The organism is Chitinibacter sp. ZOR0017 (assembly GCF_000799095.1).
GTDB classification, from domain to species: domain Bacteria; phylum Pseudomonadota; class Gammaproteobacteria; order Burkholderiales; family Chitinibacteraceae; genus Chitinibacter; species Chitinibacter tainanensis.
Genome location: NZ_JTLG01000014.1, coordinates 1 through 26,319 on the forward strand (window position 1 = coordinate 1; position 26,319 = coordinate 26,319).

Consider the following 26,319-nt stretch of genomic DNA (forward strand, 5'->3'; position numbering starts at 1 on the left):
GCTCCCCGACCTGGGCTCGAACCAGGGACACACGGATTAACAGTCCGTTGCTCTACCGACTGAGCTATCGGGGAATCGGTATGGGGCGTATAATAGTGACCCCCGACGGATTAGTCAAGAAAAACCGTATAAATTTATCGACCAAAGCGAACCCAATGGCTAAAAATTTTCTGCTTGGGCTGGCCATCACTGGCGGCATTGTGGCTTCTGCGCCACTGATTTTTCCCTACAGCCTGTTCAAAACCGACATTGAATCAAAGCTTTCGGCGCTCACCAACACCAAAGCCAGCGTCAGTGAGATCAGTTTTCATTACAGCCCGAAACCTGAGTTTCATCTGCAAAATGTCATCCTCGATCAGGCGGAAATCGCCCAGATTGGCACCATTGCAGTTCCGGTCACCTTCAATAATCTACTCAACTGGCAAAGTAATTTGCGCGATGTGCGCCTAGAGCGCGCCAATTTTTCGCGCACTTTCGCGCTTGAGCTGCCTAAACGACTGCAACCGCAGGGGGCCGAAGGCCTGCGCATCGCCAAGGTCGATCTACTACAAACCACCGTGCAGTTAGATAAACAGCAGGTTGGGCCGGTGGATGGCATGTTGCGCTTTAAAGCAGATGGCCGGATTGACGATCTGGTCGTCACCACCGCCGATGGCTTGGCTGAGCTACAAGTGCAGCCGGCCGATGGCGAACAATTTAAAGTGCAATTTAATGCCAAAGGCTGGACCCTGCCGCTGGGCCACCCGGTGAAGTTTGAATACTTAAAACTGATTGGCCTCGCCAACGCCCAAGGGATTGATATTGCCGACATCCGTGCGGATCTCTACAACGGACTCGTCACCGGTAATGCCAAGCTGGATTGGAGCAATGGCTGGCAACTGGCTGGGCAGCTCTTTGGCAAGAATATTCAGGCCGAGCCACTGATTCAGGTCTTTAGCCCGATTACCCGCAGCAGCGGCCGCCTGAATGCCGAGGCCAACTTCCGCTATCAGGGCAGCGGCTATAGCGATCTATTCAAAACACCGCAGATTAATGCCCGCTTTGTGCTGGTAGATGGGATGCTAAGTAATTTTGATCTGGTAACCCCGCTGAAAAGCCAGAGCCCAACCATACAAAGCCGTGGCGGCCAAACCAACTTTAATACCCTTTCGGGCAATCTGGCCGTAAATGGCAGCGCCGTGCGCCTCAGTGGCGTCACCCTTGATGCGGGTAAATTCCGCTCGCGCGGCGAAATTCTGATCCGCGATGGCAAATTGGCCGGCAATGTAGCCTCGCAATTGGCCGCCGGCGCAATTACCGTGAGCAATCAGCTGCAGGTGAGCGGCGCACTGGGCGCGCCGGAGCTACGCAGTGGCGGTGCCTACCGCCCCGGTACGGTGGTACCCAATAATGGCGAAAGCAAACCCGCCAGCGAATCTGCCAGCGACATCCAGTAAGTCTCAGCCACGCCCCGCTCGCCGGGGCGTGTTAATATCTTCCATCATCCCCATCTATCTATCTTTGACTGCTTACCCACAGGATTGACCCATGACCTGGTATGCCACTTTGGGCGCCCTCTGCGCGGCCGACCAACCTCATGTCATTACTACATTTGGCGATGCCAATGCCGAATTGCAGGCTTATCAGCAAGGCTGCACTATCACGCCGCTAAGCCATTTTGGCTTAATCCGCTTTCAGGGCGAAGAAACCCAGCCCTTCCTGCAAGGGCAACTCTCTAGCGATATCCGCGCCCTGCCGGCAGGTGGCGTACAGTATTCCAGCTATTCCACCCCCAAAGGCCGCATGCAAGCCACCTTTATGGTGATCCGCCACGGCGATGAGTATTTGTTGCAGCTGGATCAGGCTATTTTGCCCGCACTGCAAAAACGCCTGTCGATGTTTATTCTGCGCAGCAAAACCAAAGCCAGCACGGTGGAAGAGCTGGGCCAGATTGGCGTTGCCGGCCCGCATGCGCAAGCGATCTTGAATGGCCTGTTTGGTACCTTACCGACCACATTTAGTAGTGCGATGCATGGCGATGTGCAGCTGATTGCACTGGAAAACCAGCGTTACCAGCTCTTGGCGCCAACCAGCGCGCTACCCGCGCTGTGGGAGCAATTGCGCGCCGCCGGCGCCACGCCAGCCGGCACTGCAGTCTGGACGCTCAGCGAAATTCAGGCCGGGGTACCGTGGGTCACCGCCGCCACACAGGAAGAATTCGTGCCACAAATGGCCAATCTGGAATTGATTGGCGGCATCAGCTTTACCAAAGGCTGCTACCCGGGCCAAGAAATCGTGGCCCGCACGCAATATCTGGGCAAACTGAAACGCCGCATGTTCCGCATGCAGGTGGCCAGCGACATCGCCACCTCCGGGATGGATGTGTTTAGTAGCGAGATGAACGGGCAAGCCAGCGGCAAGATTATGCTGGCCGCGCCAAGTCCAACGGGTGGGATGGAAGTACTGGTAGTGGCGCAGATTGCCAGCCTGGAACACGGCCTGCATCTGGGCGCCGTGGACGGCCCAGCGCTGCACAACTTACCCCTACCCTATGCCATGAATTGATTTTTAAGCTTATAATCGCCCGATTGTTGATTACGAGGACAATGCCCAATGGGTTTTCTCGCAAATAAAAAGATTCTGATCACTGGTCTGCTGTCTGATCGCTCGATCGCTTATGGCGTGGCGCAAGCCTGCCACCGCGAAGGCGCTGAGCTGGCCTTCACCTATGTCAGCGAAGACCTGAAAGATCGCGTAGCTAAACTCGCCGCTGATTTCAACAGCACCATCGTACTGCCCTGTGATGTGGGTAGCGATGAGCAAATCGAGCAACTGTTTGTCGATCTAGCCAAACACTGGCCAAGCTTTGATGGCTTGGTGCACTCGATTGGCTTCGCCCCACGCGAAGCGCTGAAAGGCGATTACCTCGATGCTGTGACCCGCGAAAACTTCAAAATCGCCCATGACATCAGCTCATACAGCTTTGCCGCGCTGGCCAAAGCCGCGCGCCCATTGCTGAATGAAAAATCGTCACTGGTGACCATGTCGTATCTGGGTGCCGAGCGCGCCATTCCGAACTACAACGTGATGGGTTTGGCCAAGGCCAGCCTGGAAGCCAATGTGCGCTACATGGCTGCCGCGCTGGGTAGCAGCAAAGAAATCCGTGTGAATGCCGTTTCAGCTGGCCCAATCAAAACACTGGCCGCCGCAGGTATTTCTAACTTTGGCAAACTGCTGAAAGGCGCCGCCGAAGCGACTCCATTCAAACGCAATGTCACGCAAGAAGAAGTGGGCAATGTCACCGCCTTCCTGCTGTCGGATCTGTGTTCAGGCATGACCGGTGAAGTGCTGCACGTGGATGTTGGCTTTAGTATTGGCGCCGGCGCCCTGGCGGCCGCCGACTAAATCAGCTCACCACCCGCTGTTAGCGTTAAAAAAGCCCGCCTATTTGGCGGGCTTTTTCTTGCGCGCGCACGGCACTAGAAACTAGCCACCTGTATGTATAGCCCCAAAGCCTTGCTAATCCGGCCACTGCCAGCCATACCCTGAGTGGGTATATTGGCCGCCGTGCTAGCTGCGCCGAGACTCCGCCCGCTGCCGCCAGTTAGCAATAGTCCATCATCCAGCCAGGAATTCGCCAGCATCTGTCGCGCCGCCAGTGAGATCTCGGTGCGGACACTCGGGCCCGCACTCAGCGCTCCCGGCGGAATGGCTTGGACTGTATCAAGCTGGCTAATCCGGCTCAGCAAGCGCAGCTGACCAGCGCTTAAACCTGGCGTTTTGGCCGCATCTTCACTGCGGTTGGGCGCAGCACCGGCACGCGCGGCGCTGCCAAGCGTCGCGGAGGCAGATATACTAGAGCCAGTGCTTGCAATCAGCGCCATTGCTCACTCCTGCACCGCCGGCCCCGGCCGGCACCGCTGATTTTATTGTACGCTTTTCTCTTTATTGAACAATGGGTTAAATGATGTGCCAGCTGCTGGGCATGAATTGCAATACGCCGACCGATATTGTGTTTTCGTTCGAAGGCTTTCGCCGCCGCGGCGGCTTAACCGACGAGCATTCGGATGGCTGGGGCATTGCCTTTTTTGAAGGCGAAGGCTGCCGCTTATTTTTGGACTATTTGCCCTCCAGCAGCAGCCCGGTGGCTGATCTGGTGCGCGCCTATCCGATCAAAAGCAAAAACGTCATTGCCCATATTCGGAAAGCCACGCAGGGCGAGATCAACCTCACCAACACCCACCCATTCGGGCGCGAACTGTGGGGGCAAAACTGGATTTTCGCCCATAACGGCAATCTCACCCACATTCCGGCGCCGGTGTCATCACGGTTTATGCCGATTGGCAGCACCGATAGCGAGCAGGCATTTTGCTGGCTGATGAATGAGCTGGCACAGCGCTTTGCCAGTTGCCCGCCGGCCGAGGTGTTGTACGCCACTTTGCAGGAGTTAAGCGCACAGCTGGCCGCCGGCGGCACGTTTAATTACCTGCTTTCCAACGGCAAAACGCTGTTTGCCCATTGCAGCACCAAGCTGCACTTTCTGATCCGGCAGGCGCCATTTACTCGCGCGCATTTGTGCGACACCGATATGGCGGTGGATTTTTCTTTGGAAACCAGCCCGAATGATCGGGTGGCCATGATCGCCACCGAGCCGCTGACTGACAATGAGCAATGGTATGCGCTGCAGAATGGTGATTTACTGATGTTTGTCGAAGGGCAGATCGCATACCCTATCGCGTATAAGCCCACACCGCGCACCAATGATAACGCTGCAAGCAATACCCCTGCAGTCTGCTAAGCGACTTTAGCCAGTGTATTGATGCAGCGCGATCAGCGCGAAAACGCGATCATCAAAATATTCACCCTGCTCATCCAGCTGCCGCAAAATCGGCGCCAGCCGCTCTAGCGGCAGCTGCTGGTGCGAAAAGCGGTCGCGGGCTTTTTTCAGGCTTTGCGCCCGCGACACCAGCTGGGCGCGGCGCGTTTCCATTTCTTTATGTTCACGCCGATGCCCGCCCACCGACAGATTCAGCCACAGCAAGAGCGGCACCGCGAACCACCACAGCTCCATCAGCAGCGTCACAATCGCGCCCAGCGCCAGCAGCAAGTACCAAACCTGATCAATGTGCTCAAGCTCGGGAAACAGCACCGACGCCGTTGGCCAACGCCGTTTGAGCATACTGCGAATGCGCGCATCATCGGTGGCATCATGCTTTTTATGCGCCAGCGCCGCATCCAGCGCCAAGCTTAAATACCATTGAGTAATCACCCGGCAATGCAGCCACGGCTGATCCAGATATTGCTGCATTTTTTCGTGCAGCTGATCGCGAAACGCCGGACTGGACAGCGGTGGAATACTGTCGTCATAGGGGGTTTTGATGGTGTGCTGCACCAAGAGCGGATAGCCCGCGATGTCGATCAATTGATTGCGCCGTTGCGCCAAGACATCGGTGGGCAGATTAAGATCAGGATCATCCAGGCGCAAATAATGCTGAATTAGTTGATCCAGCGGCTCGAATGGCGGATGCGTACCCGGATGCGTGCGCATCTCTTTGCGAATGCGCTCTACTTCGGCCAAAATCGCGCGGCCACTGGCCTCTGCCTCGGGCACCCAGGGCATGCGCACCAGCGATTCAACCTTGTACAAAGGTTCGTCGAAATGCTGGTAATAGGCCTCGAAATACATCGACATGGCCTTATCATCGCGATCAGTCTCACCCGACAACAAAGGCTTAGTCGGTGGCGAGCGGCGCAGATCAATGGCAATCCGGTTCGCTAGGGTTTCCAGCTCGGGCGCCACGCCCGCGCGTGCAAAGACCGGATCAAGCTCATGCCGCTTGCTCCGCCATTCTTCCAGCGTTTTCCAGATGCTCCAATCCGCCACAAGGCCCTCCTGTTGAGCGCCTATTCTACCGTGCGGGCTGCTAAAGCGGGAACGGATTACAGGGGGTGTGGTGTGAAGCGCCGCCGCCAATGCCAACGGCCGGCATACAAGCCGGCCGCGGATAGGACAAACGCATGGAGTGGCTTATTTCTTTTTGCCCTTATGTGGCGCAATGGCCGCCTCGATCCGCTCGCACAAATGGCGCAATACGGCCAAGCGGGCATGGTATTTATTATTGGCGCCAATCACTTCCCACGGGGCGAGCGCCGTGCCGGTGCGCTCGATCAAATCGCTACCCGCTTCGATATAGGCATCCCACTTTTCGCGATTACGCCAGTCTTCGGCGGTGATTTTGAAGCGTTTGTATTCAATCGCTTCGCGCTCTTTAAAGCGCCGCAGCTGCTCTTCATTACTGATCGCCAGCCAGAACTTCACCACAATGACATTGGCGGCGCTGATCTGCGCTTCAAAATCATTAATCTCGCCATAGGCACGCATCCAGTCGGCGCGGCTGGCAAAGCCTTCAATCCGCTCGACCAATACCCGGCCATACCAAGAGCGATCAAACAGCGTGATCTGCCCATGCGGCGGTAAATGCCGCCAAAAGCGCCACAGATAGGGCTGCGCACGTTCTTCTTCGGTGGGCGCGGCAATCGGAATTGTGCGGTATTGCCGCGCATCCAGCGCAGCGGTAATCCGGCGAATGGCGCCGCCTTTACCGGCCGCATCCATCCCTTCAAAGACACACACCACCGAATGCTTGGCAAAAGCCGGCTCGCGCGTCAGCCGATAGAGCCGCCCCTGCAGGGCCTCCAGCTCTTCGGTATAACGCGCTTTATCCAGATCGCTATCGAGCGCAATTTTATCCAGCAGGCGCACACCATCAATCGATGGCATCAGCGGCGCGGCATCCACCCGTTTTTGCCGCACTGATTCGCGCTCCATATGATGCTGAATGGCCTGCAAAATATGCGTACCGACCGTGATGTCACGGTAGCGCTCATCCGAGCTTTCGATCACCCGCCATGGCGCATCGGCCAGATTCGTGCGCTGGAGTAAATCCTGTTGCGAGCGCATGATGGCTTCGTAATGCTCTAAAAACCATTGATCGCTTTCATCCACCCGCCAGGCGGTGCGCTCATCGCCACTGAGTTTCTTTAGGCGTTTTTTTAGCTGCTCTTGCGGCAGATGCAGCCAGAATTTCAGCACCAGCGCGCCTTCATCGGCCAGCATTTTTTCTAGCCGGACGATTTTGAGTAATTCGTGCTCATATTCGGCCGAGCCGGGCTGCAGATGCAGCTCATTCCACATTGGGCCGCTATACCAGCCACCAAATAAGATCGCCATCTGCCCTTTGGGCGGTAACACGCGCCAATAGCGCCAGAATGGCGGGCGAGCTTGCTCTTCGTCTGTCGGAGGGCCAAAGGCGTGCGTGGCAATATGCCGCGGGTCCATCCATTCGAGCAGCAAATTGGCCACCTGCCCGCGTCCCGCCGTGGGCACACCACCGAGCAGAATAATCACCGGAAAGTCGCCGCGCTCTTTGAGCTGAAACTGGATGGTGAGCAACTGCTGACGCAATTGATCGGCGGCTTGTTTGTATTGTTCTTTATCGAGTTTGTGCCCGAGTTCGGCTGCGGCAAACATGCAGATTCCTTGTGTAAAGCCCTGTCCGCGGTTTAGGTTTGCTCGCCGAGGAAGCGGCTGATATTGATACCCCACTTTTCCGGGTTTTCGTGGCCGACGATTTTATCCGCCCCGCCCTTGCCCATTGGCCGCGCCAGATCCACCAGCACCGGCTGAATGTAGGTATTCGATTTCAAACTAAAAAACACCTTCACCTTGGGCTGCAGCATGGAGGCTTCGTTTTGCTCAATCACCACGCCCAGCCGGCTCGATTCCAGCTTTACCAGCGTCCCCACCGGATAAATCCCCACCGTGCGCATAAAGGCCTGCACCAGCTCAGGGTTGAAATGAAATTTGCTCCATTCCCATAACTTACGCAAGCCTTCCGGTGCCGGCATGCCCTTGTGGTAACAACGATCGGAGGTAATTGCGTCATAAACATCCACCACCGCGGCCATTTGTGCCATCCGGCTGATCTGATCACCCGGTAGTTTGTGCGGGTAGCCCGTACCATCGATGCGCTCGTGGTGATGCAGGGTAATTTCGAGCGGGATTTCTTCCATGCCCGGGATGTCTTTCAGGATTAACCAGCCCTCTTCGGGGTGGGTGCGCATAATGGCGAATTCTTCGTCGGTTAAGCGCCCGGGCTTATTTAAAATTTCATTCGGTACTTTCATTTTGCCGGTGTCGTGCAATAGCCCGCCCGTACCTGCCAGGCGGATCATTTCCCGATCCATACCCAGCGATTGGGCAAAAGTCACCAGCAAGGTGCAGACGCTCACCGAGTGCAAAAATGTGTATTCGTCTTTGTCTTTAATCCCGCCCAGCCCCACCAGCGCGCCACTATTACGCAGCACTGATTCGGTAATGTCTTCCACCACCTGCGCCACGCCTTCAAGCTCGATGGCTTTACCAAGGCGAATATCGCGCATTACGGTTTTGACCGCGTTAGTGGCTTGATTGTGGATTTTGCGCGCGCGGGTGAGCTCTTCGGCGAATGAAACTTTGATAATCGGCGGCGGCTCTTCGGCTAATTTGAGCAGCTGGGCGTCCAGCTCGGCATTCACTTCTTCCACCGTGGGCGCATCGGCCAGATCCAGACCGCGCTCGGTATCGATATACACCTCGCGCACGCCGGTGGCCATGATCTGGGCGATCACATTGTCATCGGCCACGGCAAATTGATTGCGAACAAAGGGGTGATTCATCCAGTCGACGTTCAGATCATGAATGAACATGCCGACTTTCAGGGCATCGGAAGGGATTTTTTTGATCATCTCGACTCACCTGCGACTATGCCTGCAGTGTAGGCTAGCCCGCGCCGCCTTGCCGCGCTTTTCCGCCTGCCGTTAAGCTTTAATCAGGGTATATGCATCAGCGCATTTATCCGTAATACATACAAACAAATACCCTGCGGCGGTATTAATTAACCCAGCAAAGATGACATCAAGCTGTCAAAGTTGGCTTATAGTATCTGCCTACATTCTCACCCAAGGAGTTGGTACATGAGTTTATTCGACAGTCTGGCCGGGCAGTTTTTGCAAGGCGAACAAGGCGCGGCGCTGCAATCGTTGCTGGAGTCGCAAGGTGGCGTTAGTGGTCTGGTAGAGAAATTCCAATCTGGCGGCCTGGGTGAGATCGCCCAATCATGGATTGCCAGCGGGGAAAACCTGCCGATCAGCAGCGAACAAATCCAAGCCGTGCTAGGCAATGAAACTGTCGCCAATCTGGCCAGCAAACTGGGCGTGGACCCAGAACAAGCCGCCGGCACCATCAGCAATCTGCTGCCGCAACTGGTGGATCAGCTCACCCCGAACGGCCAGCTGCCGGCCGGCAATGATTTGCTCAATGCCGGGCTGGATATGCTGAAAGGCAAGCTTTTTGGCTAAAGCCAAGTGGGGTATAGGCCTGAAGCACTGAAGATCAATAGGATTGCAGGCAATACACCAATAAAAAACGGCCCAAACGGGCCGTTTTTTATTGGCTACAAATCAGCCTTAGAAGTACAAGGTGATCGGGCCTTTGGCGATCCACTCGACCCAGCCACGCGCCACCGGCAGGCCACTAATCACCGGGAAATACGCGATAAACAGCAGCGTTGCCACCGCCACCGTCGCCCATGGCAGCCACTTGGCCCAGGCTTGCTGCGGGAAATCCAGCTGCAGTCGCTGCAGCCACCACACCAGTGCCAGAATAATAAACGGCACACTGGCAAAGAAGTGATAGATAAACACCAGTTTGCGTGGAATCAGCGCCCATGGCAGGAATTGCGTCAGCCCCGCGGCGAGGATAAAGCCCAGCGCCAAGAGCTGGCCTTGGCTCAGCGCAAAGCGGCGGGCAAAGCCGGCGTGGCTGACATAGGCCAGTCGCCATACCAGCGCCAGCACAAAGGCCAGCGAGCCCAGATACCAAGTCACTGGATTACCAAAGGCGCTGATGCTGGACACTTTCAGCGGCCCCGTCCATTCGCTGCCGCCGTAGTACCACATCGGCTTCACCATGGTTGGCCATTCGTACCAGAACGAGCTGAACGGATGCGTGGCTTTCAGCTGGCTATGGTATTGATACATGCCGGTCTGGTTGGCCAGCATGCCGGCAATGCCTTCCCCGGTGGCTTTCATCAGCGGGATATACGCCAGCGTATACACAATGGCCGGCACCACAATAAAGGCCACCAGCGAATACAGCACCATCTGCTGCACCCAGCTGGCGTAATTGCGTTGCCCCGGCAGCGTTGGCGGCAGCTCTTTGGCCACCTGCCATTGCCGCCACAGATTCCACACATACAGGCCAGCCAGCCCCACGCCGTGGTACAGCACAATCCACTTGCTGGCCGCGCCCAAACCAAAGGTGAAACCGCACAGGAACAGCGCTTTTAGATCCGACTGCCAGTTGTGCGCGGCCGGCTGATGCTGCATCAGGCGCAACATCCAGTAGCTGCTGAGCAAGATAAAGAACACGCCATAGGTATCAATGGTGGCGATCCGGGTTTGCGTGAAGTGCATGAAATCCACCGCCAGCAAGGCCGTGGCTAGCAGGGCGAAGTTTTCACTGCGGAACAAGCGGCGCGACAGGCCAAAAAACACCGGCAGCATCGCAATCCCAAACAGCGTACCCATCACGCGGAAACCAAATGGATTCATGCCGAAAATCGCCACGCCAATGGCGATGATGATTTTGCCCAGCGGCGGGTGGGTGTTTTCGCTGGCATTGATGTTTTGCAAAATCTCCCACGCGCTGCGGGCGTGATAGACCTCGTCAAAATACATACCATTCAGCGCCGTGGAGATCGCCACGGTTTTATCTTGCTCATCAATCAGCGCCACCGCGTCACTTGGGCCGCTAATCTGCTTGAGCGGCAGCTGGGCTTTCTGCTGATCGCGCACGGCAATCTCATTAAGCTGCAAAGCACCGGTGCTGAGGCCAATTTTCAGATAGCGCGCCGGCAGATTGATATCCAGATTGCGCCAGCGTAATTCAGCAAAGCGGTTGCTCACGATAATACCGGGGCTCGCCACCCAGTTTTGCCCATCGGCCGACCATTGCAGCGCATATTCACCCTCGCCCAAACCATGGTGATATTGCAACTGCCCCACCGACGCCAATTGGCCCAAGTCAAACACCGCCCAATCGCTGGCCGCCGGCGGATTCCAGAATTGTTGTGGCGCTTGCCGGTTGCCCAGATAGGTAAAGGCCGCCACGCTATAGGCCAGACAAATGCCCAACAGCGCCAGCCACGCCCGGCGGCTAACCGGGGCCAAAGGCGGATCCAGCGGCACGCTAACCACAGGCGGCGTATCGAGCGCAGCAGTTGCAGCGGCGGCGGGCTCGACTGCCGCTGGCGCAGCCAGCACATTCACTTGCTGCCGGAAAAACAGCGCATAACCCACGCGGAAGGTCTGCACCAGCAAGGCCACATTCGCCAGCGAGCACAGCAACATAAAGACATTGTCATTCGGCACGCCGGTGCTGTTAAAGCGCACCAGAATATCCAGCGTTACCAGCGTATTCACAAAGGTGGTTAAGCTCGCGCCCAGCGCCAGCCAGAACACGCGCCGATCACGAATCACCATAAACGCGGTCAGGCCAATAAAGGCGGCCGGGTATAGATAGCGCTCGTGCATCTTCGGCCCGAGCACAAAAAACAGCAGGTAGATCGCAAACGCGCCATACAGATAGCGGCCTTCGCCCTTGCCTTTCACCACGCCATACAGCACGGCGGCCAGCGCCGATAGCGTTAGCAGCCAAGCCCACAGCCCAACCCGTACCCCCAGGAATAAGGTGTCGTTCGGCAACCAGTTGCCATTAAAAATCGCATACAGATTAAAGGCATTGACGGTCAGATAGTCGTAGCTGGCCAGCGTGCCGCCATACAGGCTGAAAATCCACAGCGGTGGGCGCGAAATCGTAAATGGTAGCGACAGCACAATAAAGGTCGCCACGGCCACGCCCACGGCTTTGAGCTGCAGGGGTACATCACGCACCAGTAGCAAACCGATCAGCGCAATCGGCCCCACCAGCAAGGCTTGCGGCTTAAACAGTACTGCCACGGCATACAGCGCGGCAGCCAGCAAAATGCGCCGGCGCTCCAGCATCAGCAGCGAAGCGGCCAAGATCAGCGTGAAGATACTATCCACCTGCCCCCAGAAGGCCGAGGTCACAATCGCCAGCGGATTGAGCAACCACAACAGTGCTGCCACCAAGGCCAGCGGCTGCACTTGTTCATCTTTGCGCCCGACATACAGCAAAAACAGCGCGCCAGCCACATCAGCCAGCATGGAGGGTATTTTCAGCAGCGTGAGAAACGCCGGCGTGTCGTAGCCGAACGAGAACCAGTTGGCCAGCGCCCCTACCCCGCCCAGCACGGTGATATAGCCGGGAGGATAATCGGCAAAATAGCCCGGCCGGTAAAAGCCGCTAAAGCCGCGCTGGTACATATCAAAGGCCCAGGCGCTGAAAGTGCCAATATCATACGAATGCCCGCGGTAGCTGCCGGCCCAATACGCTTTGATGAGCACCACCGCGGCAATCAGCAATAAAGCCGGGGCCAATTTCACCGCCGGCCAGCGGCCTTGCACCGGCTGGCCAAAACGCGCTTGCAGACGATTGCGTTGCTGCAGCAAATACCATGCCCCCACAAGGTATAGCGCAATAACGATCATCATGATTGCGCTTGCCGACAATACCCCACCCGTATTTGTAGCCGGCGCCGCAGCGGCAGGCGCAGCGGGAGGGGGAGTCATACTGATGACTTTGGCCCCTTCGCCGGGCGTGCCTTCGCTCATGCTGATGTCGTCAAACCAGGCCGTACCCGTGGTCAGGCTGCCATAAAAACCGAGCCGCAGCGCCAGCTTGATCTCTTTTTGCTCGGGGCCGGATTTAGCCCACACTTCCACCGCGCGCCAGTCTTGATCGCCCTTCAGATCGGGCGAATGATCCATCGCATCGACAATACTGAGGTTGGCCCCGACCACGGCATCGGCCGGCACCCCTTCGGTTTTGATCTTGGCACTAATGCGGTACCAGGTGTCGGGTTTCACCGGCACGGTTTGCACCAGCTTGCCGTCATCGGCCTGCGGCAGACTGATTTTCAGTGCCGCTTTGCCGCTGACAAACACACTTTCATCACGGCTAGCGGTGCTTTTAGGCTCACCCTGCGTCCAGTGATCGAAAGTCCAGCCAGCCGCACCACCCGAAGGGCTGCTGTCTTCGGCACTGGCGTTTTTCAGTAATTCGCCGCTGGCCCAGACGGGCGCGCCAAGCAAGACACACAGGCACAGCAGCCAGAACTGGCAAATCCATTGTTTGCACGCGGTGGTGCGCAAGCTGGGCAGCGACATAGCAAAAACTCGATCAAAACAGGGTTTGGGCAAGGCTGCACTATAACGGGTCTGTTTCCTTACGACTAGCGCCGATCCGCGGCCCCCGCAGCCCATTCATCTGCCTCAGTAGTGCAAATCACACTGCGGTTTTCTTACAAATCCAGCCGCTACAAGCCCTGCCGCCATTGCTGCAAAGCAGCATTACATTTTGAATATCAGCAAGCGCTAAAGCGTTTATTTATCAAGCTTTGTGGCGTATTCGCATCATCCATTTTGCATAGCAATACCATTTATCGAGAGACACCCCACAAAGCCGCCGCCGCGGGGTTTTCAAGCTGGGCGGCATGATGTAAGGTTGAGCCAAAATGGCTTGTACCTAAACCAGCCAACACTACAAAAAAACCGCCGCCTGCGCCCATCGGCCAGCCCTGCGGATGGAGGATGGAAAATGCAGCAACTGCTCTCGGTGGTTATTCCTTGCTACAACGAGGAAGAAGTAATTGGGGAAACCCTGCGCCGCTTGGCGCAATTTCGCCAAACCGTCAGCGATATGGCGGTGGAGTTTATTTTTGTCGATGACGGCAGCAAAGATCGCACCCGCGAATTACTGACCGCCGCGCAACAAGCCAATCCAGAAATCCGCGTCGTTGGGTTTGCGCGCAATTTCGGCCACCAAACGGCCGTAACCGCCGGGATTGACGCTGCCAGCGGCGATGCCGTGGTGCTGATTGACGCCGATCTGCAAGATCCACCTGAAGTCATCAGCGAAATGATCGCGCTGTGGCGCACCGGTTATCACGTGGTGTATGGCACTCGCGTCGATCGCCCGGGCGAATCGGCATTTAAGCTGATTACCGCGCGCGCTTTTTACCGGGTGCTGAATCGTTTATCGGATGTGCCGATTCCGCTGGATACCGGTGATTTTCGCCTGATGGATCGCAAAGTGGTGAATGTACTCAAAGCCATGCCCGAGCGCGACCGCTTTATTCGCGGCATGGTGAGCTGGGTGGGTTTCAAACAAGTGGCGCTACCCTACCGCCGCGCCGAGCGCTTTGCCGGCGAGAGCAAATATCCGCTGCGCAAAATGGTGCGCTTTGCCACCGACGGGATTATGTCGTTCTCGACCAAGCCGCTGCGGCTGGCAGTAACGCTAGGCTTGATTTCATCGTTCTTTGCGCTGGTGGGCATTATCAATACTCTGGTCGTGCGCTTAACTACGGATCACTGGGTGCCAGGTTGGGCCGAGATTATGGTGGCGATTCTGTTCTTGGGTGGGGTGCAGCTGCTGTGCATCGGTATTCTGGGTGAATACGTGGGCCGCACTTACAACGAGATCAAACGCCGGCCACTGTATATCGTGCAAGACCGTCTGGGCTTTCCCGAGCAGGAATAAGCCCTTTTCTACCTAGCAACCAGCGGCGCGCCCGCTGGTTTTTTCTGCGCCCTTGCTGCTGGAGCCACCACCATGCTGCACACGCTGATTACGATTGTTGCCTCATTATCACTGCTGGCACTGAGCCTGCATTTAGGCTGGCGTTTAGCCCAGGCCAGCGGCCTACTACCCCGCCGCGCGCAAGCCTTATGGCGCTCGGCCCGAATGAGCCTACCCCGCCGGGCTGAGCTTGGCGCGTCGCGCTGGTGCAGCCACCCACTGCTGCAGATTGCCTTGCTGGCGCTGGGCATACGGCTGGCGGTGTATTTGCTCGGCTGGGCGTTTCATATGAGCGCCATGGGCACGAGCGGCCAATATGTCGGTTTCTGGCCAAGTCTGGATGACATTTGGGCCAAATGGGATGCACCGCATTATTTGTCCCTCGCCGAAATTGGCTATACCGCGCCGCAAAACCCGTTGCATATCGTGTTTTATCCGCTTTACCCGTGGCTGGTGCGGCTGGGCGCGCTGCTGACTAGCGACTTTTTTGCTGCCGCCACGCTGGTATCGATTTTGTGTTTCACCGTGGCCTCTCTGGTGCTGTATCGCTGGGTGGAAGACGAAACCCACGACGCCGAGCTGGCCCAGCGTAGCGTACTGTATCTGGCGCTGTTTCCATTTAGCTTTTTTTATGGCGCGCCCTACACCGAAAGCCTGTTTCTCTTGCTGACCGTCAGCTGCATTTGGCGCCTGCGCCGCGGTGACTGGTATAGCGTGGCCGTGCTGGGTGGCCTGGCCGCCCTCACACGCAATCAGGGTATTTTATTGTTAGTGCCAATTGCTATCGAAGCCTGGCGGCAGCGGCAGCAGATTGCCCTGTGGCAACGCCTGTTGGCACTCATCGGCACCGCCAGCGGCTTTGCCAGCTATCTGTGGCTAAACCAGCATATTTTTGGCAATGCCTGGCAGTTTCGCATCGCGCAGAAAACCAACTGGCAGCAAGATTTTGGCTTTTTCGCGCAAAACATCGCCAATATCTGGCAAGGCATGCTCACCGATACGCACAATATGGTGTTTGGCATCTGGCTGCCTACGCTAATCTGTTTTGCCGGGGCACTGGCGCTCTTGGCCTGGGGGCGGCGGCGCCTGCCGGCCAGTATTCAGGCCTATGCGCTGGTGTATACGGTGATTTCGTTTTCGCCCACTTGGCTCTTATCCGGCCCGCGTTATATGTCGGTGCTGTTTCCGCTGGCGGTACTCTTGGCCATGTGGGCCACGCCCGCGCGCCGGCGCTGGCTGGAGCCCGCGTTGGCCGGGCTTTTAAGTTTGGCGATTTATCTGTTTATTCGTGGATGGGTGTATTGATGCGCGGGTTTTCACTGGCCGCAGTGGCACGCCAGTTTGGGGCGTTCGCCTCGGTAGGCGCGGTAGCAACGCTGCTGCAATACGCTATTTTGTGGCTCGGGGTCGAGGCGCTGGGCTGGCGCGCGGCCGCGGCCTCGGGCGTGGGCTATGCCGTCAGCTCCTTGCTTAATTACGCACTCAATTACCGCTTTACCTTTCAGGCCCAGCGTGAGCAAACCGCCCACCGCAGCGCGCTGGTGAAATTTTATGTCATTGCCGGCATTGGGCTCTTGCTCAATACCGCGTTGATGGCCGGCTTTACCCACTGGGGGCTGCATTATTGGCCGGCCCAGCTGCTCACCACCGCCCTATGTCTGGTGTGGAATTTCATCGGCAACCGCTGCTGGACTTTCCGCGCCGCTTCCTCTGTTTCATCGGATTAAATCATGTTGGCCCTGCTGTATTTCATTTTGCATTTGGGCGGCTGGCAATACGCCAGTCAGCGTTTATTGGCTACGCACCCGCTGTGGGTACGCATCACTGCGGGATTGGTCTTGGCGACAGTCGCGCTGATGTGGGCGCCAGTGCCCTTTGCCTTTCTGCTGGGCTTTACCCCACTGGCGCATGGCTTGGGCTTGGCGCTGTCACTCGGCCTGGCGGCGGGTTTGGCCCTGCAGGCCAAGCCCTTGGCGGCTAATCCGGCACTGGATTATCAAGCCCTAGCGCGCAGCCTGCTGTGGCTGGGGCTGCCTTTGCTGCTGCTGATGGCCTATCTGCTGCACACCCATCTGATTCAGCCCAGCCCGGCCGGCCTGGATGTCGGCCAATCCACTTTTGGCGATCTGCAAATGCATATGGGCATGGTGACCTCGCTGGCGCATCAGCAGGTTTTCCCGCCCGATTACAGCATTTTGCCCGGCCAGCGCCTGAGCTATCCGTTTCTGGTGAATCTGGTGTCTTCGTCGCTCTTGCAGCTGGGCTTACCGCTGCGCTGGGCGCTGTTGCTGCCATCGCTACTGATGTGCGCGCTGATTGTGGCGTGTTTTATGCTGCTGGCGCTGGAGGTGAGCAAAGACCGCCGCGCCACCGAGCTGGCAACCCTGCTGTTTTTCCTGAATGGCGGGCTGGGGTTTATCTATTTCTTTGGCTGGCATGAGTACACCTTCGGGCAGATTCTGACCGAGTTTTACAAAACTCCCACCAATTACAATGAGATGAATATCCGCTGGTCGAACGTGATCGCCGATATGATCATCCCGCAACGGACCACCATGGCTGGCTGGTCAGTGGCGCTGTTTACACTGTGGAGCTTGCTACGCTTTACCCGCGCCAGCGGCGCCGATAAACGGGGGTGGGGTATCCTCGCCGGAGCCTTGGTGGGATTGCTGCCGATGATCCATACCCACTCGTTTATGGCTATTGGCCTGATTTCGCTCGGCTGGCTCGGGGTGGATCTGGTCGTGCGCCGGCAGCAATGGCTAACGGTGATTGCTGATTGGTGCTGGTATGGGCTGCCAGCGATTGCCGTGGCGATTGGGCAGCTGCTGTATTGGACTTTCCCGCAAGCCACTGCCGGTGGCGGCTTTGTGCACTGGCATCTCAATTGGGTGAACGAACTCAAAATCGACCCCTATCTGTGGTTTTACCTGAAAAACATCGGTGTGGTGTATCTGGCTTGGCTGGCGGCCTTGGCACTGCTGGCGCACAGCCGCTGGCGCAGCCAGCTGGGCGGTTTGCTGGATAGCGATCTGGCCCGGCTACAATTTGGCCCGGCGCTGATTTATCTGGTGGCCGAAGTGCTGATCTTTCAACCCAATTTGTACGATAACAACAAGCTGTTTTACATCTGGTATGTGTTCGCCACTATCACTGCCAGCGCGCTAATCATCACGCTGTACCGCCGCTGGCGGCTGCAGCAGCGCTATCTGTGGGCGGCGGCGATCTTGGTCCTGAGCCTTGTGCTGGGCACGATCTCGGGTGCGCTCACCCTTGCCCGCGAGTGGGTGTCGAACTACAACGCCTACAGCGGCGCGCATGTGGCAGCGGCCGAGTTTATTGTGGCCCGCACCCCGGCCAACGCGATGTTTATCACCGCCGACAATCACAACAACACCGTCGCCGCCCTCACCGGCCGCAATATCGTAGTGGGCACCGATACGTATTTGTTCTTCCATGGCCTGAATACCAAGCAGCGCCATGACGATGTCGCCGCGATGTACCAAGACCCCGCCCGCCGCGCCGCGCTGCTGGCGCAATATCAGGTGGACTATATCTACGTTAGCGATTTCGAGCGCGGCCGTTATCCGGCACTGAACAGTCTATTTGGCGCGTATCCGGTGATCTTTGATAATGGCGCAGTGCAGATTCTGGCGGTCTCCGCCCGCGCCCGATCAAGCTCGTCGACAGCTGCTGAGTAACTCAAGGGGTATTGCCCGAAAAAGGTTGATGAAATTAGCCTACAGAGCAATACCCAGTACATTCGGCACTCATCGCCAGCGATAAATTGAGTGAGATAACGGCGGATATCACGGCACTATTGGCCTTGCTCGACCCCACCACAAAACGCGTCCCACACCTATATTGGCACTTGCAATTGCCTTCAGTGCACGCAAAAAATGCCATGCAAAACCCGTGTAGCATCAGTGATGTACCCTCAAACACTCACGCTACCAAGCCCTGCACGGAGGTGCCAATTGCAACCCAATGAAATTCGCGCACTGGTCGATCGCTATATCGACGCCTATAACCGCATGGATATTGATGCCATGCTCTCGTGCATGCATCCACAGGTGGAGTTCAAAAACATCGCGGGCGGCGTGGTCAATGCCAGTACAGAAGGGATTGAGGCACTCAAACAGCTGGCCCAGCAATCGCTGGCCCTGTTCTCAGCCAGACAACAGCGGATTGAAGCATTCGAAATCCTGGATGGCGTTGCCCATGCGCACATCGCCTTTCACGCCGTCGTCGCCAGCGACCTGCCCAACGGCCTGCAACAAGGGCAAATTCTCAATTTCTCCGGCCGTTCTGAATTCGAATTTTGGGATGGGCTGATCGGCAAAATCACTGACATCAGCTAAAGCACTGTCGGCTCACCGCCCAACTGGCTAATCGCATTGAGCCATAAAAAAACCACCTCAGTACGCTGAGGTGGTTTTTATTTTGCTGCGACTTTCGCTCAAACTCAGGCCACTTGCTCCGAAGTGGCCAGCAGGCAGCTCACCTGGGTGCGGGCATTCACCGCGCGCAATTGTGGTTGCTGCTCGGCGCACAGCGGCTGGGCTTGCGGGCAACGGGTGCGGAAAACACAGCCTGATGGTGGATTGATCGGCGATGGCAAATCCCCCTGCAAGATCTGGATGGTTTTCTTGCGCTCCAGCTCAGGGTCGGGGATCGGAATCGCCGACAGCAGTGCTTTGGTGTACGGATGTTTGGGCTGATCGTACAGCGCGTGTTTTTCAGCCAGCTCCATTTCGCGGCCCAGATACATCACCAAAATCCGGTCGGAAATATGCTTCACCACCGCCAGATCGTGGGCGATGAAAATCAGCGCCAAGCCCATTTCCTGCTGCAATTCTTTCAGCAAATTGATAATTTGCGCCTGAATCGACACATCCAGCGCCGACACCGGCTCGTCACAAATAATCAGTTTGGGCTGCAAAATCAGCGCGCGGGCAATGCCGATCCGCTGGCATTGGCCACCCGAAAATTCGTGCGGATAGCGGTTAATTTGCTGCTCGGTCAGGCCCACGCGTTGCATCATCGCGCGCACGCGGCGCATCACTTCGTCTTTACCCAGCTCGGGGTAATGCGTGTGCAGCGGCTCGGCGATGATTTGCGCCACGGTCATGCGTGGATCAAGCGAGGCGAGCGGATCCTGGAAAATCATTTGCACTTCGCGCCGCACCGCTTGCCATTCTTTGGCGCCGGCTTTGTGCAGCTCGCGCCCAAGCCAGACGATTTCGCCGCCGGTGGCCGGAATCAGATTCAAAATGCCGCGCGACAGGGTTGATTTGCCACAGCCCGATTCGCCGACGATCCCCAGAGTTTCGCCGGCATACAGATCAAAGGAAATCCCATCCACGGCTTTGAGCGTGCGGGTAGACGGCAGCCAGCCTTTATCGTGCTTTACCTTGAAGTGCACTTTCAGATCGCGCACTGACAGGATGGGTTGGCGCTCGGCCACAGTTGCGGTTTCAACCGACATGGCTCATCTCCTTCAGCTGGCTCACTTCGGCCAATGTTTTGTGACAGGCACGCAAGATGCCGCCTTCCAGCGTTTGCAAGGCCGGGCGTTCGCTATGGCAGCGAGCCTCAGCCAGCGTACAGCGCTCGCAGAAGGCACAGCCGGCAGGCATATGCGCCATATTGGGCGGATTACCGGGAATCGACACCAGCGTATCGCCATCGTGATCCAGCCGTGGCAAGGCGCCCAACAGGCCCACGGTATACGGATGGGTAGGCTGATAGAAAATTTGCTCAGCGCTGCCCTGCTCCATCACGCGGCCACCGTACATCACCATCACCCGGTCACATAGGCCGGCGACGACGCCCAGATCGTGGGTAATCATCACAATCGCGGTGCCGAAATCGCGCTGCAATTCCTGCATCAGGGTGATGATCTGCGCCTGCACCGTCACATCCAGCGCCGTGGTGGGCTCATCAGCGATTAGCACTTCCGGTTCGCACAGCAAGGCCATGGCAATCATTACCCGCTGGCGCATCCCGCCTGAAAACTCGTGCGGATACATATCCACGCGGCGCGCTGCTTCAGGGATTTTCACCGCTTCCAGCAACTCGATGGCGCGGGTTTTGGCCGCGCGGCGGGTCATGTTTTTGTGCAGCTCCAGCACCTCGGTCATCTGCCGTTCCACGGTCAGATACGGGTTGAGCGAGGTCATCGGGTCTTGGAAAATCATCGCCACGCGATTACCGCGAATGCGGTTAAGCTCGCGCGTCGACATTCCCAGCAGGTTTTGCCCTTCAAACAGCACTTCGCCGCGGGCCTGGCCGTTTTTAGCCAACAGCCCCATCATGGCCAGCACGGTCTGGCTTTTACCAGAGCCCGATTCCCCCACGATGCCCAAGGTCTGGCCGCGATCCAGCTCAAACGACACCCCGTTCACCGCGCTAACCAGGCCATCGTGCGTGGCAAAATCCACGCCCAGATTATTCACTCGTAATAATGTCATGGTCTTTCCTTAGCGATCTTTCGGGTCGAGCGCATCGCGCATCCCGTCACCGATGTAGTTGGCGCAATACAGCGTCAAGCTCAGCATGACACCGGGGAACAACAACATCCATGGCGTGTTTTCCATCACGGCCGCGCCATCATGGATCAACACCCCCCAGCTGGTCATCGGCTCTTGCACCCCAAGGCCCAAGAAAGACAGCACCGATTCGGTCAAAATCACGCCGGGAACAGTAATCGTCGTGTAGATCACCACAATGCCCAAGAGATTAGGCACGATATGGCGCAAGATCTGCTTATGCACCGGTACCCCGATACAGCGCGCCGCTTCGATGAATTCTTTCGATTTCAGCGACAACGTTTGTCCCCGCACCACGCGGGCCATGTCCATCCAGCTAAACACGGTGATGGTCAGTACCACCAGATAAAACTCGCGGCCCAGCAGCGTCACCATCAGAATGGCGATCAGCAGGTACGGCACGGCATACATCATGTCCACGATCCGCATCATGATGCTATCGACCCGCCCACCGAGAAAACCAGCGGTGGCGCCCCACAAAATCCCCAAAGTCACCGAGGCCAGCGTAGCCATCAGCCCGACAAACAGCGAAATCCGCCCGCCGATCAGCGTGCGCACCAGCAAGTCGCGCCCCATTTCGTCGGTACCGAACAGGTGCATATTGTGCAAGGTTGGCGCCAGGCCCATCGCATCCCAGTCAGTGGTATCAAATTGATGCGGCAGGAACATCGGCCCAAAAATACAGGCCAGCGCAATCAGCGACAGCAAGATCAGGCTGACAACGGCCGCTTTATTGCGTAAAAAGCGGCGGCGCGCATCGGCCCACGGGCTGCGGCTGGCGATTTGCGGCGCGGCTACGGCCTCGGCGGCGGCCTGCAAAATAGCTTGGTTTTTTTCTTGATTCATGGCGGCCCCCTTAGTAGCGAATCTTCGGATCAAGGGCGGCATACACCAGATCAACGATCAGGTTTAGCAGCACGGCAAAAACGGTAACCAGCACCACCAGCCCCAACACCAGGGTGTAATCGCGGTTTGACGCACCATTCACAATCAGCTTGCCCAAGCCCGGCAGCGAAAACACGGTTTCGGTCACGACCGCCGAGGCAATCGAAGAAATCGTCAGTGGGCCCATCACCGACACCACCGGCAGCATGGCGGGTTTGAGCGCATGACGACGAATGATGGTGTGCATCGGCAAGCCTTTGGCGCGGGCGGTACGGATAAAGTTACTGTTCAGCACTTCGATCAGGCTACCGCGCATCACCCGGCCAATGGTGGCCATATTAATCACGGTAAGCAGCGCAATCGGCAACACCATATAGGTGAGCTGAAAGCCTTGCCAGCCGCCGGCCGGCAGCCATTTGAGCCACACGCCGAAAATCAGCACCAGCACTGGGCCGATCACAAACGATGGCACGGCACTGCCAACATTGCCCAGCAACATCACAAAGTAATCCACGATGCTGTTCTGGCGCAGTGCGGCAGTTACGCCCAGCGCCACGCCGATAATCAGCGCCAGCACCATGGCGACACCACCGATGGTCAGCGATACCGGCAAGGCCGCAGCCACCAGCTCGTTCACCGACCAGTCGGCATAACGGAAAGAAGCCCCCAGATCGCCCTGCACCAAGCCTTTGAGGTAGTACAGGTATTGCTGCCACAGCGGCAAATCCAGATGGTATTTGGCATTCAGATTGGCCAGCACGGCTTCGGACACTTTGCGTTCGGTATCGAACGGGCCGCCCGGCGTGGCATGCAAAAGCAGATAACAGACGGTAATCACCGCCAACATGGTCGGGATCGTTGCCAGTAGGCGACGTAGCGCATAAGACCACATAGTGAAACTCCAAAAACGTTTCCCGCAAGGCGGGTTAATCCATCCCTTGATAGCGATGGCAAGACGGCCCGAAGGCAGCTTCAACAACGCGCGGGCACCCTACTGTTGTAACGGCTTGGCGTGCCCCACACTTTGCGCAGGATTAAATCTCGCTGCGCCAACTGCCCTTTCTACGGGATATCCCTAGATCGCAACCAGGGGTATACATCGCCATAGCAAGGCAGATTTACTTCATCAGGGAATACAGCTAGGTGGTATCCCTAGGTTTTGCCACTTTCAAAAGACAAAACCCCGCCTGCATTGCAGACGGGGTTGCCACACTAAGCCAGGCTTAGTGTTTGATGATGTAGTGGTCTTGCGTACGACGACGTTCGGTTGGGTTCGCCTGATCGTAACCACCCACATAGGCTTTCACCAAACGTGGATAGGTGTATTGCAGCAATGGAATCACTGGATAGTCTTCCATCACCAGACGCGTGCCTTCGGTCAACAACTGGCTGCGTTTGGCGGTATCAGTGGTCGCGGCGGCCTGTTTGAACAATTCCTGCGCTTTAGCATTGCAGTTTTTGTTGTCGTTCTGGTCAGAGCCACATTCCACCAGGGTGGTGAATGAAGTCGCGTCGTTGTAATCCGCGCTCCAGCCATTGCGGGCGATTTGATAATCACCGTCATGACGTTTTTTCACCAGTACCTTGAATTCCATGTTTTCCAGCTGGGTATCCAGGCCCAGTTTGGATTTCCACTCAGAAGCGGCCCAGATCGCCATTTTCTTGTGGTATTCGTTGGTGTTGTAGATGAAGGTCAGCTTGGTGCCTGCTTTTACGCCAGCATCCGCCAACAGTTTTTTGGCTTCATCCACGCGTTTCGCCATAGGCCATTTCGCCCACTCGTACGGTACGGATTTAGCCCCGGCTACGCCATTCACCATAATGCTGTACACCGGTGGCTGACCATCGGCAGTCACTTTATTGGCCAGCAACTCGCGATCCAGCACCAGATTCAGCGCTTTACGTACGCGTACGTCTTTCAGCAGCGGGTCGGTGTTGTTCAGGCTGTAGTAGCGAATACCCAGGCCGAGCGAGTTACGCAGCTCTTTTGGATAATCGGTTTTGAGCTTGGCAAAACTATTAGGGGTGATTTCCAGTGTCCAGTCGGCTTCGCCAGACAGGTACAGTTTTTGCGCGGCATCTTGCGATTCGATCGGCAGATAGTTCACTTTGGTGATCTGCACGTTTTTCGCATTCCAGTAGTTCGGGTTTTTCTCCAGCACCATCTTGCTGTTGACTTTCCACTCTTTCAGCACGTAAGCGCCGTTACCCACCAGATTGCCCGGTTTCACCCAGTCTTTACCGAATTTTTCTACAGTTGCGCGATGCAGTGGTGCGAAATTAGGGTTCGCCAGCAGCTCAGGCAGGAAAGCCACTGGGCCATTGGTTTTCACTTCGAACGTGGTTTTGTCGATTGCGCGCACGCCAAGTTTATCGGTAGGTGCTTTGCCTTCAGCTGCTTCTTTACCATTGGCAAAGAATACGCCGAAAGCCGAGCTGTAATTTGAAGCTTGCTTAGGATCGATGAAACGACGGAATGCATACACAAAATCATCGGCCGTGATCGGCTGACCATTGCTGAATTTGGCATCTTTGCGCAGCTTGAACACCCAAGTGGTCGCATCGGTTTGCTTCCAGCTCTCGGCCACGGCCGGTACCACTTTGCCTGAGCCATTAATCGCAGTCAGACCTTCAAACAGATCAATCGCGATATTGGCCGCCGGTACGGTTTCCACGTTAGCCGGGTCCAGAGTTTCAGGCTCGGCACCATTGGTGCGGGTCAGTTCCTGAGTGGCGTGCAGTTGAACGCCTTTAGGGATTTCTGCAGCTTGAGTGCTGGCTACAAAACCGATTGCCAGGAGGCTGGCCAGTAATTTGTGATTCATCGAAACAACTCCTTAAGCAAGAAGGATACGAAGCGCGACACGAGCAAGAGGCCAGCAGGGCCGCACAGCGGCGAAATGCGGGCTGGATGAGCCAGCATGCAAGCCATTATGTGACGCTTGTTCGTGCGCGATAATTGCCGATTGCCCTAGGCTTGGCTCAGCCAAGCCCTAGGGCTGCTACACGCTTAGAAGCTAACGTAGATACCCAGCGCTACAGTTGCTGGATCTTTGCCGGCCACGGTGCTTGATTTGAAGCCTGGTACAAAGTCGGTATCGGCTTTGTTATCGATGAGCGAGCCTTCCAGGTACAGCGCTGAGCTGATCTTTTTGCTGCCCATGGTCACTTCTGGCAAGGCGTATTCGTAACCAGCCAGGAACAGGTTGGCACCTGATTTGTCCGCGTAGGTGTGTGCGATACGGAAGGTGTGATCACCGGTCACGTATTGCATGTTCTCACCCAGCATCCAGCCGCTGCTACGTGCGGCTTTTTCGTTGGCCCATTTTTCGGTATTCACAAACACCACGCCGTAAGTCAGGCCTTCAGCCACTTTACCGCGTACGCCGGCCAGTACCGAATTACGGTCATTGCCTTTTACCGCACCACGATCACGCTCAGCGGCATAACCCAGATCAAAACCGAACATTGGGTTCAGATCGTAGGCCACGCTGGTGTAGAAAGCCTGATCTGGCTCATTGGTGCCTTGGGTGGTATCCACTTGCACACTGGCGCGAACAGTCAGACCGCCCATTTTTGGCGATACGTATTTGATTTGTTTCGAAGGACGGCTAGCGGCGCCGCGATCAAACAGCGTACCCAGTGAAGCGTAACCGTTGAAAATATCGTAACCAATGAAGCCCATACGGATCGGAGAATCATCACGACCCACAGTAACGGTACCGAAGCTATCGGCCCAGCGTACGTACAGTTTGCGATCACCGAAGAAGCCCAGACCGGCAGGAATGACGTCGGTGTCTTTGCTCAGGTAGGTGCTCACTTCCCACTGCAGCTTGCCACTCGCAGTGATGTCATGCGTGCCTTTCACATCGATCGAAGAGCCAACATCCGATGGGCCTTGGTAAAAATCGGTTTTACCGTCGTGGTTGGTTTGGTCTTTGTTGTAGGTTACTTCGGTCTGCAGAAAGCCGCCCACAGTGATGTCAGCTTGGGCGCCAGCGGCGAGGAAAGCCGCAGCGATGGCGGCAGCGATAAATTTGGTTTGCATGTGGGTGACTCCCTGTAATTGGTCGAAAATCGCTCAATGTAAAATTCACATTTCCATCAACAATTTTTCACAAACAGGTAAACCTAGCGGCA

At 56.6% G+C, this 26,319-nt stretch carries 21 protein-coding genes and 1 tRNA gene; 10 read left to right on the forward strand and 12 right to left on the reverse strand.

The genetic code is table 11. From position 1 onward, the window contains the following. Nucleotide 1: 1 nt before the first annotated feature. Nucleotides 2–74 (reverse strand) — tRNA-Asn (locus L991_RS03930). Nucleotides 75–155: 81 nt separating this feature from the next. Here L991_RS03930 and L991_RS03935 point away from each other — a divergent pair. The 3 genes from L991_RS03935 (at nucleotide 156) to L991_RS03945 (ending at nucleotide 3,384) form a co-directional block, all read left to right on the forward strand. Continuing rightward, nucleotides 156–1,436: an AsmA family protein gene (locus tag L991_RS03935; RefSeq protein ID WP_047392513.1), complete on the forward strand. Its 1,281-nt coding sequence runs from the start codon at nucleotides 156–158 to the stop codon at nucleotides 1,434–1,436. Nucleotides 1,437–1,527: 91 nt separating this feature from the next. Continuing rightward, a complete protein-coding gene (locus L991_RS03940; protein ID WP_047392516.1) occupies nucleotides 1,528–2,544 on the forward strand; it encodes a folate-binding protein YgfZ in 1,017 nt (338 codons plus the stop codon). Between the two features lie 48 nt (nucleotides 2,545–2,592). Further along, nucleotides 2,593–3,384: an enoyl-ACP reductase gene (locus L991_RS03945; RefSeq protein ID WP_028449950.1), complete on the forward strand. Its 792-nt coding sequence runs from the start codon at nucleotides 2,593–2,595 to the stop codon at nucleotides 3,382–3,384. Nucleotides 3,385–3,458: 74 nt separating this feature from the next. On the opposite strand, the gene L991_RS03950 is transcribed toward L991_RS03945, so the two are convergent. Further along, nucleotides 3,459–3,863 (reverse strand): hypothetical protein, encoded by a 405-nt coding sequence (locus L991_RS03950; protein ID WP_047392519.1) that lies wholly within the window; start codon nucleotides 3,861–3,863, stop codon nucleotides 3,459–3,461. 83 nt (nucleotides 3,864–3,946) lie between these two features. On the opposite strand from L991_RS03950, the gene L991_RS03955 reads away from it, so the two are divergent. After that, entirely contained in the window at nucleotides 3,947–4,777 is an 831-nt protein-coding gene (locus L991_RS03955; protein ID WP_047392521.1) for a class II glutamine amidotransferase, read from the forward strand. 6 nt (nucleotides 4,778–4,783) lie between these two features. Here L991_RS03955 and L991_RS03960 read toward each other — a convergent pair whose 3' ends face one another. The 3 genes from L991_RS03960 to L991_RS03970 form a co-directional block, all read right to left on the reverse strand. After that, nucleotides 4,784–5,863 carry a hypothetical protein gene (locus L991_RS03960; RefSeq protein WP_028449952.1) on the reverse strand — a complete coding sequence of 360 codons (1,080 nt, stop codon included), beginning with the start codon at nucleotides 5,861–5,863 and terminating at the stop codon, nucleotides 4,784–4,786. A 144-nt stretch (nucleotides 5,864–6,007) separates the two neighbouring features. Further along, on the reverse strand, nucleotides 6,008–7,510 hold the full coding sequence (gene pap / locus L991_RS03965) for a polyphosphate:AMP phosphotransferase (protein WP_047392524.1): 1,503 nt from the start codon (nucleotides 7,508–7,510) through the stop codon (nucleotides 6,008–6,010). A gap of 32 nt (nucleotides 7,511–7,542) precedes the next feature. Further along, nucleotides 7,543–8,766, reverse strand: coding sequence for an HD-GYP domain-containing protein (locus L991_RS03970; RefSeq protein ID WP_028449954.1), 1,224 nt, complete (start codon nucleotides 8,764–8,766; stop codon nucleotides 7,543–7,545). Between the two features lie 228 nt (nucleotides 8,767–8,994). Here L991_RS03970 and L991_RS03975 point away from each other — a divergent pair, with 228 nt between their 5' ends. Continuing rightward, nucleotides 8,995–9,378 carry a YidB family protein gene (locus tag L991_RS03975; RefSeq protein ID WP_047392527.1) on the forward strand — a complete coding sequence of 128 codons (384 nt, stop codon included), beginning with the start codon at nucleotides 8,995–8,997 and terminating at the stop codon, nucleotides 9,376–9,378. A 108-nt stretch (nucleotides 9,379–9,486) separates the two neighbouring features. Here the strand turns inward: L991_RS03975 and L991_RS03980 are convergent, their stop codons facing one another. After that, the gene (locus L991_RS03980; RefSeq protein WP_047392530.1) at nucleotides 9,487–13,329 is read right to left on the reverse strand and encodes a phospholipid carrier-dependent glycosyltransferase; all 3,843 of its coding nucleotides are present in this window, start codon (nucleotides 13,327–13,329) and stop codon (nucleotides 9,487–9,489) included. A 430-nt stretch (nucleotides 13,330–13,759) separates the two neighbouring features. On the opposite strand from L991_RS03980, the gene L991_RS03985 reads away from it, so the two are divergent. The 5 genes from L991_RS03985 to L991_RS04005 all read left to right on the forward strand — a co-directional run bounded on the left by L991_RS03985 (nucleotide 13,760) and on the right by L991_RS04005 (nucleotide 19,104). Then, nucleotides 13,760–14,704, forward strand: coding sequence for a glycosyltransferase family 2 protein (locus L991_RS03985; protein ID WP_047392532.1), 945 nt, complete (start codon nucleotides 13,760–13,762; stop codon nucleotides 14,702–14,704). Between the two features lie 72 nt (nucleotides 14,705–14,776). Continuing rightward, the gene (locus L991_RS03990; RefSeq protein WP_047392535.1) at nucleotides 14,777–16,048 is read left to right on the forward strand and encodes a mannosyltransferase family protein; all 1,272 of its coding nucleotides are present in this window, start codon (nucleotides 14,777–14,779) and stop codon (nucleotides 16,046–16,048) included. After that, complete coding sequence (locus L991_RS03995) at nucleotides 16,048–16,470, forward strand: GtrA family protein (protein WP_052190579.1); 423 nt, start codon at nucleotides 16,048–16,050, stop codon at nucleotides 16,468–16,470. Before L991_RS03990 ends, L991_RS03995 begins: the two co-directional genes overlap by 1 nt. Before the next feature lie 3 nt (nucleotides 16,471–16,473). Further along, the gene (locus L991_RS04000) at nucleotides 16,474–18,444 is read left to right on the forward strand and encodes a hypothetical protein (protein WP_052190580.1); all 1,971 of its coding nucleotides are present in this window, start codon (nucleotides 16,474–16,476) and stop codon (nucleotides 18,442–18,444) included. 276 nt (nucleotides 18,445–18,720) lie between these two features. Next, the gene (locus L991_RS04005; protein WP_197053797.1) at nucleotides 18,721–19,104 is read left to right on the forward strand and encodes a nuclear transport factor 2 family protein; all 384 of its coding nucleotides are present in this window, start codon (nucleotides 18,721–18,723) and stop codon (nucleotides 19,102–19,104) included. 104 nt (nucleotides 19,105–19,208) lie between these two features. On the opposite strand, the gene oppF is transcribed toward L991_RS04005, so the two are convergent. The 6 genes from oppF to L991_RS04035 all read right to left on the reverse strand — a co-directional run bounded on the left by oppF (nucleotide 19,209) and on the right by L991_RS04035 (nucleotide 26,227). Next, on the reverse strand, nucleotides 19,209–20,231 hold the full coding sequence (oppF, locus tag L991_RS04010) for a murein tripeptide/oligopeptide ABC transporter ATP binding protein OppF (RefSeq protein ID WP_052190581.1): 1,023 nt from the start codon (nucleotides 20,229–20,231) through the stop codon (nucleotides 19,209–19,211). Continuing rightward, the gene (locus tag L991_RS04015; protein ID WP_047392540.1) at nucleotides 20,221–21,216 is read right to left on the reverse strand and encodes an ABC transporter ATP-binding protein; all 996 of its coding nucleotides are present in this window, start codon (nucleotides 21,214–21,216) and stop codon (nucleotides 20,221–20,223) included. The genes oppF and L991_RS04015 overlap by 11 nt, the downstream gene beginning before the upstream one ends. 9 nt (nucleotides 21,217–21,225) lie before the next feature. Then, nucleotides 21,226–22,140 carry an ABC transporter permease gene (locus L991_RS04020; RefSeq protein ID WP_047392542.1) on the reverse strand — a complete coding sequence of 305 codons (915 nt, stop codon included), beginning with the start codon at nucleotides 22,138–22,140 and terminating at the stop codon, nucleotides 21,226–21,228. Between the two features lie 10 nt (nucleotides 22,141–22,150). Then, on the reverse strand, nucleotides 22,151–23,071 hold the full coding sequence (gene oppB, locus L991_RS04025; protein ID WP_028449965.1) for an oligopeptide ABC transporter permease OppB: 921 nt from the start codon (nucleotides 23,069–23,071) through the stop codon (nucleotides 22,151–22,153). Between the two features lie 331 nt (nucleotides 23,072–23,402). Further along, nucleotides 23,403–25,004 (reverse strand): peptide ABC transporter substrate-binding protein, encoded by a 1,602-nt coding sequence (locus L991_RS04030; RefSeq protein WP_047392545.1) that lies wholly within the window; start codon nucleotides 25,002–25,004, stop codon nucleotides 23,403–23,405. A 185-nt stretch (nucleotides 25,005–25,189) separates the two neighbouring features. After that, the gene (locus L991_RS04035; RefSeq protein WP_047392548.1) at nucleotides 25,190–26,227 is read right to left on the reverse strand and encodes a porin; all 1,038 of its coding nucleotides are present in this window, start codon (nucleotides 26,225–26,227) and stop codon (nucleotides 25,190–25,192) included. Nucleotides 26,228–26,319: the final 92 nt, after the last annotated feature.

Coding starts and splice junctions, on each gene's coding strand:
- L991_RS03980 (WP_047392530.1), bottom strand. CDS start 13,329: ATGTCGCTGCCCAGCTTGCGCACCACCGCGTGCAAACAATGGATTTGC.
- L991_RS03955 (WP_047392521.1), top strand. CDS start 3,947: ATGTGCCAGCTGCTGGGCATGAATTGCAATACGCCGACCGATATTGTG.
- L991_RS03935 (WP_047392513.1), top strand. CDS start 156: ATGGCTAAAAATTTTCTGCTTGGGCTGGCCATCACTGGCGGCATTGTG.
- oppF (WP_052190581.1), bottom strand. CDS start 20,231: ATGTCGGTTGAAACCGCAACTGTGGCCGAGCGCCAACCCATCCTGTCA.
- oppB (WP_028449965.1), bottom strand. CDS start 23,071: ATGTGGTCTTATGCGCTACGTCGCCTACTGGCAACGATCCCGACCATG.
- L991_RS03990 (WP_047392535.1), top strand. CDS start 14,777: ATGCTGCACACGCTGATTACGATTGTTGCCTCATTATCACTGCTGGCA.
- L991_RS03945 (WP_028449950.1), top strand. CDS start 2,593: ATGGGTTTTCTCGCAAATAAAAAGATTCTGATCACTGGTCTGCTGTCT.
- L991_RS03970 (WP_028449954.1), bottom strand. CDS start 8,766: ATGATCAAAAAAATCCCTTCCGATGCCCTGAAAGTCGGCATGTTCATT.
- L991_RS03950 (WP_047392519.1), bottom strand. CDS start 3,863: ATGGCGCTGATTGCAAGCACTGGCTCTAGTATATCTGCCTCCGCGACG.
- pap (WP_047392524.1), bottom strand. CDS start 7,510: ATGTTTGCCGCAGCCGAACTCGGGCACAAACTCGATAAAGAACAATAC.
- L991_RS03975 (WP_047392527.1), top strand. CDS start 8,995: ATGAGTTTATTCGACAGTCTGGCCGGGCAGTTTTTGCAAGGCGAACAA.
- L991_RS04000 (WP_052190580.1), top strand. CDS start 16,474: ATGTTGGCCCTGCTGTATTTCATTTTGCATTTGGGCGGCTGGCAATAC.
- L991_RS03985 (WP_047392532.1), top strand. CDS start 13,760: ATGCAGCAACTGCTCTCGGTGGTTATTCCTTGCTACAACGAGGAAGAA.
- L991_RS04035 (WP_047392548.1), bottom strand. CDS start 26,227: ATGCAAACCAAATTTATCGCTGCCGCCATCGCTGCGGCTTTCCTCGCC.
- L991_RS03940 (WP_047392516.1), top strand. CDS start 1,528: ATGACCTGGTATGCCACTTTGGGCGCCCTCTGCGCGGCCGACCAACCT.
- L991_RS04030 (WP_047392545.1), bottom strand. CDS start 25,004: ATGAATCACAAATTACTGGCCAGCCTCCTGGCAATCGGTTTTGTAGCC.
- L991_RS04020 (WP_047392542.1), bottom strand. CDS start 22,140: ATGAATCAAGAAAAAAACCAAGCTATTTTGCAGGCCGCCGCCGAGGCC.
- L991_RS03995 (WP_052190579.1), top strand. CDS start 16,048: ATGCGCGGGTTTTCACTGGCCGCAGTGGCACGCCAGTTTGGGGCGTTC.
- L991_RS04015 (WP_047392540.1), bottom strand. CDS start 21,216: ATGACATTATTACGAGTGAATAATCTGGGCGTGGATTTTGCCACGCAC.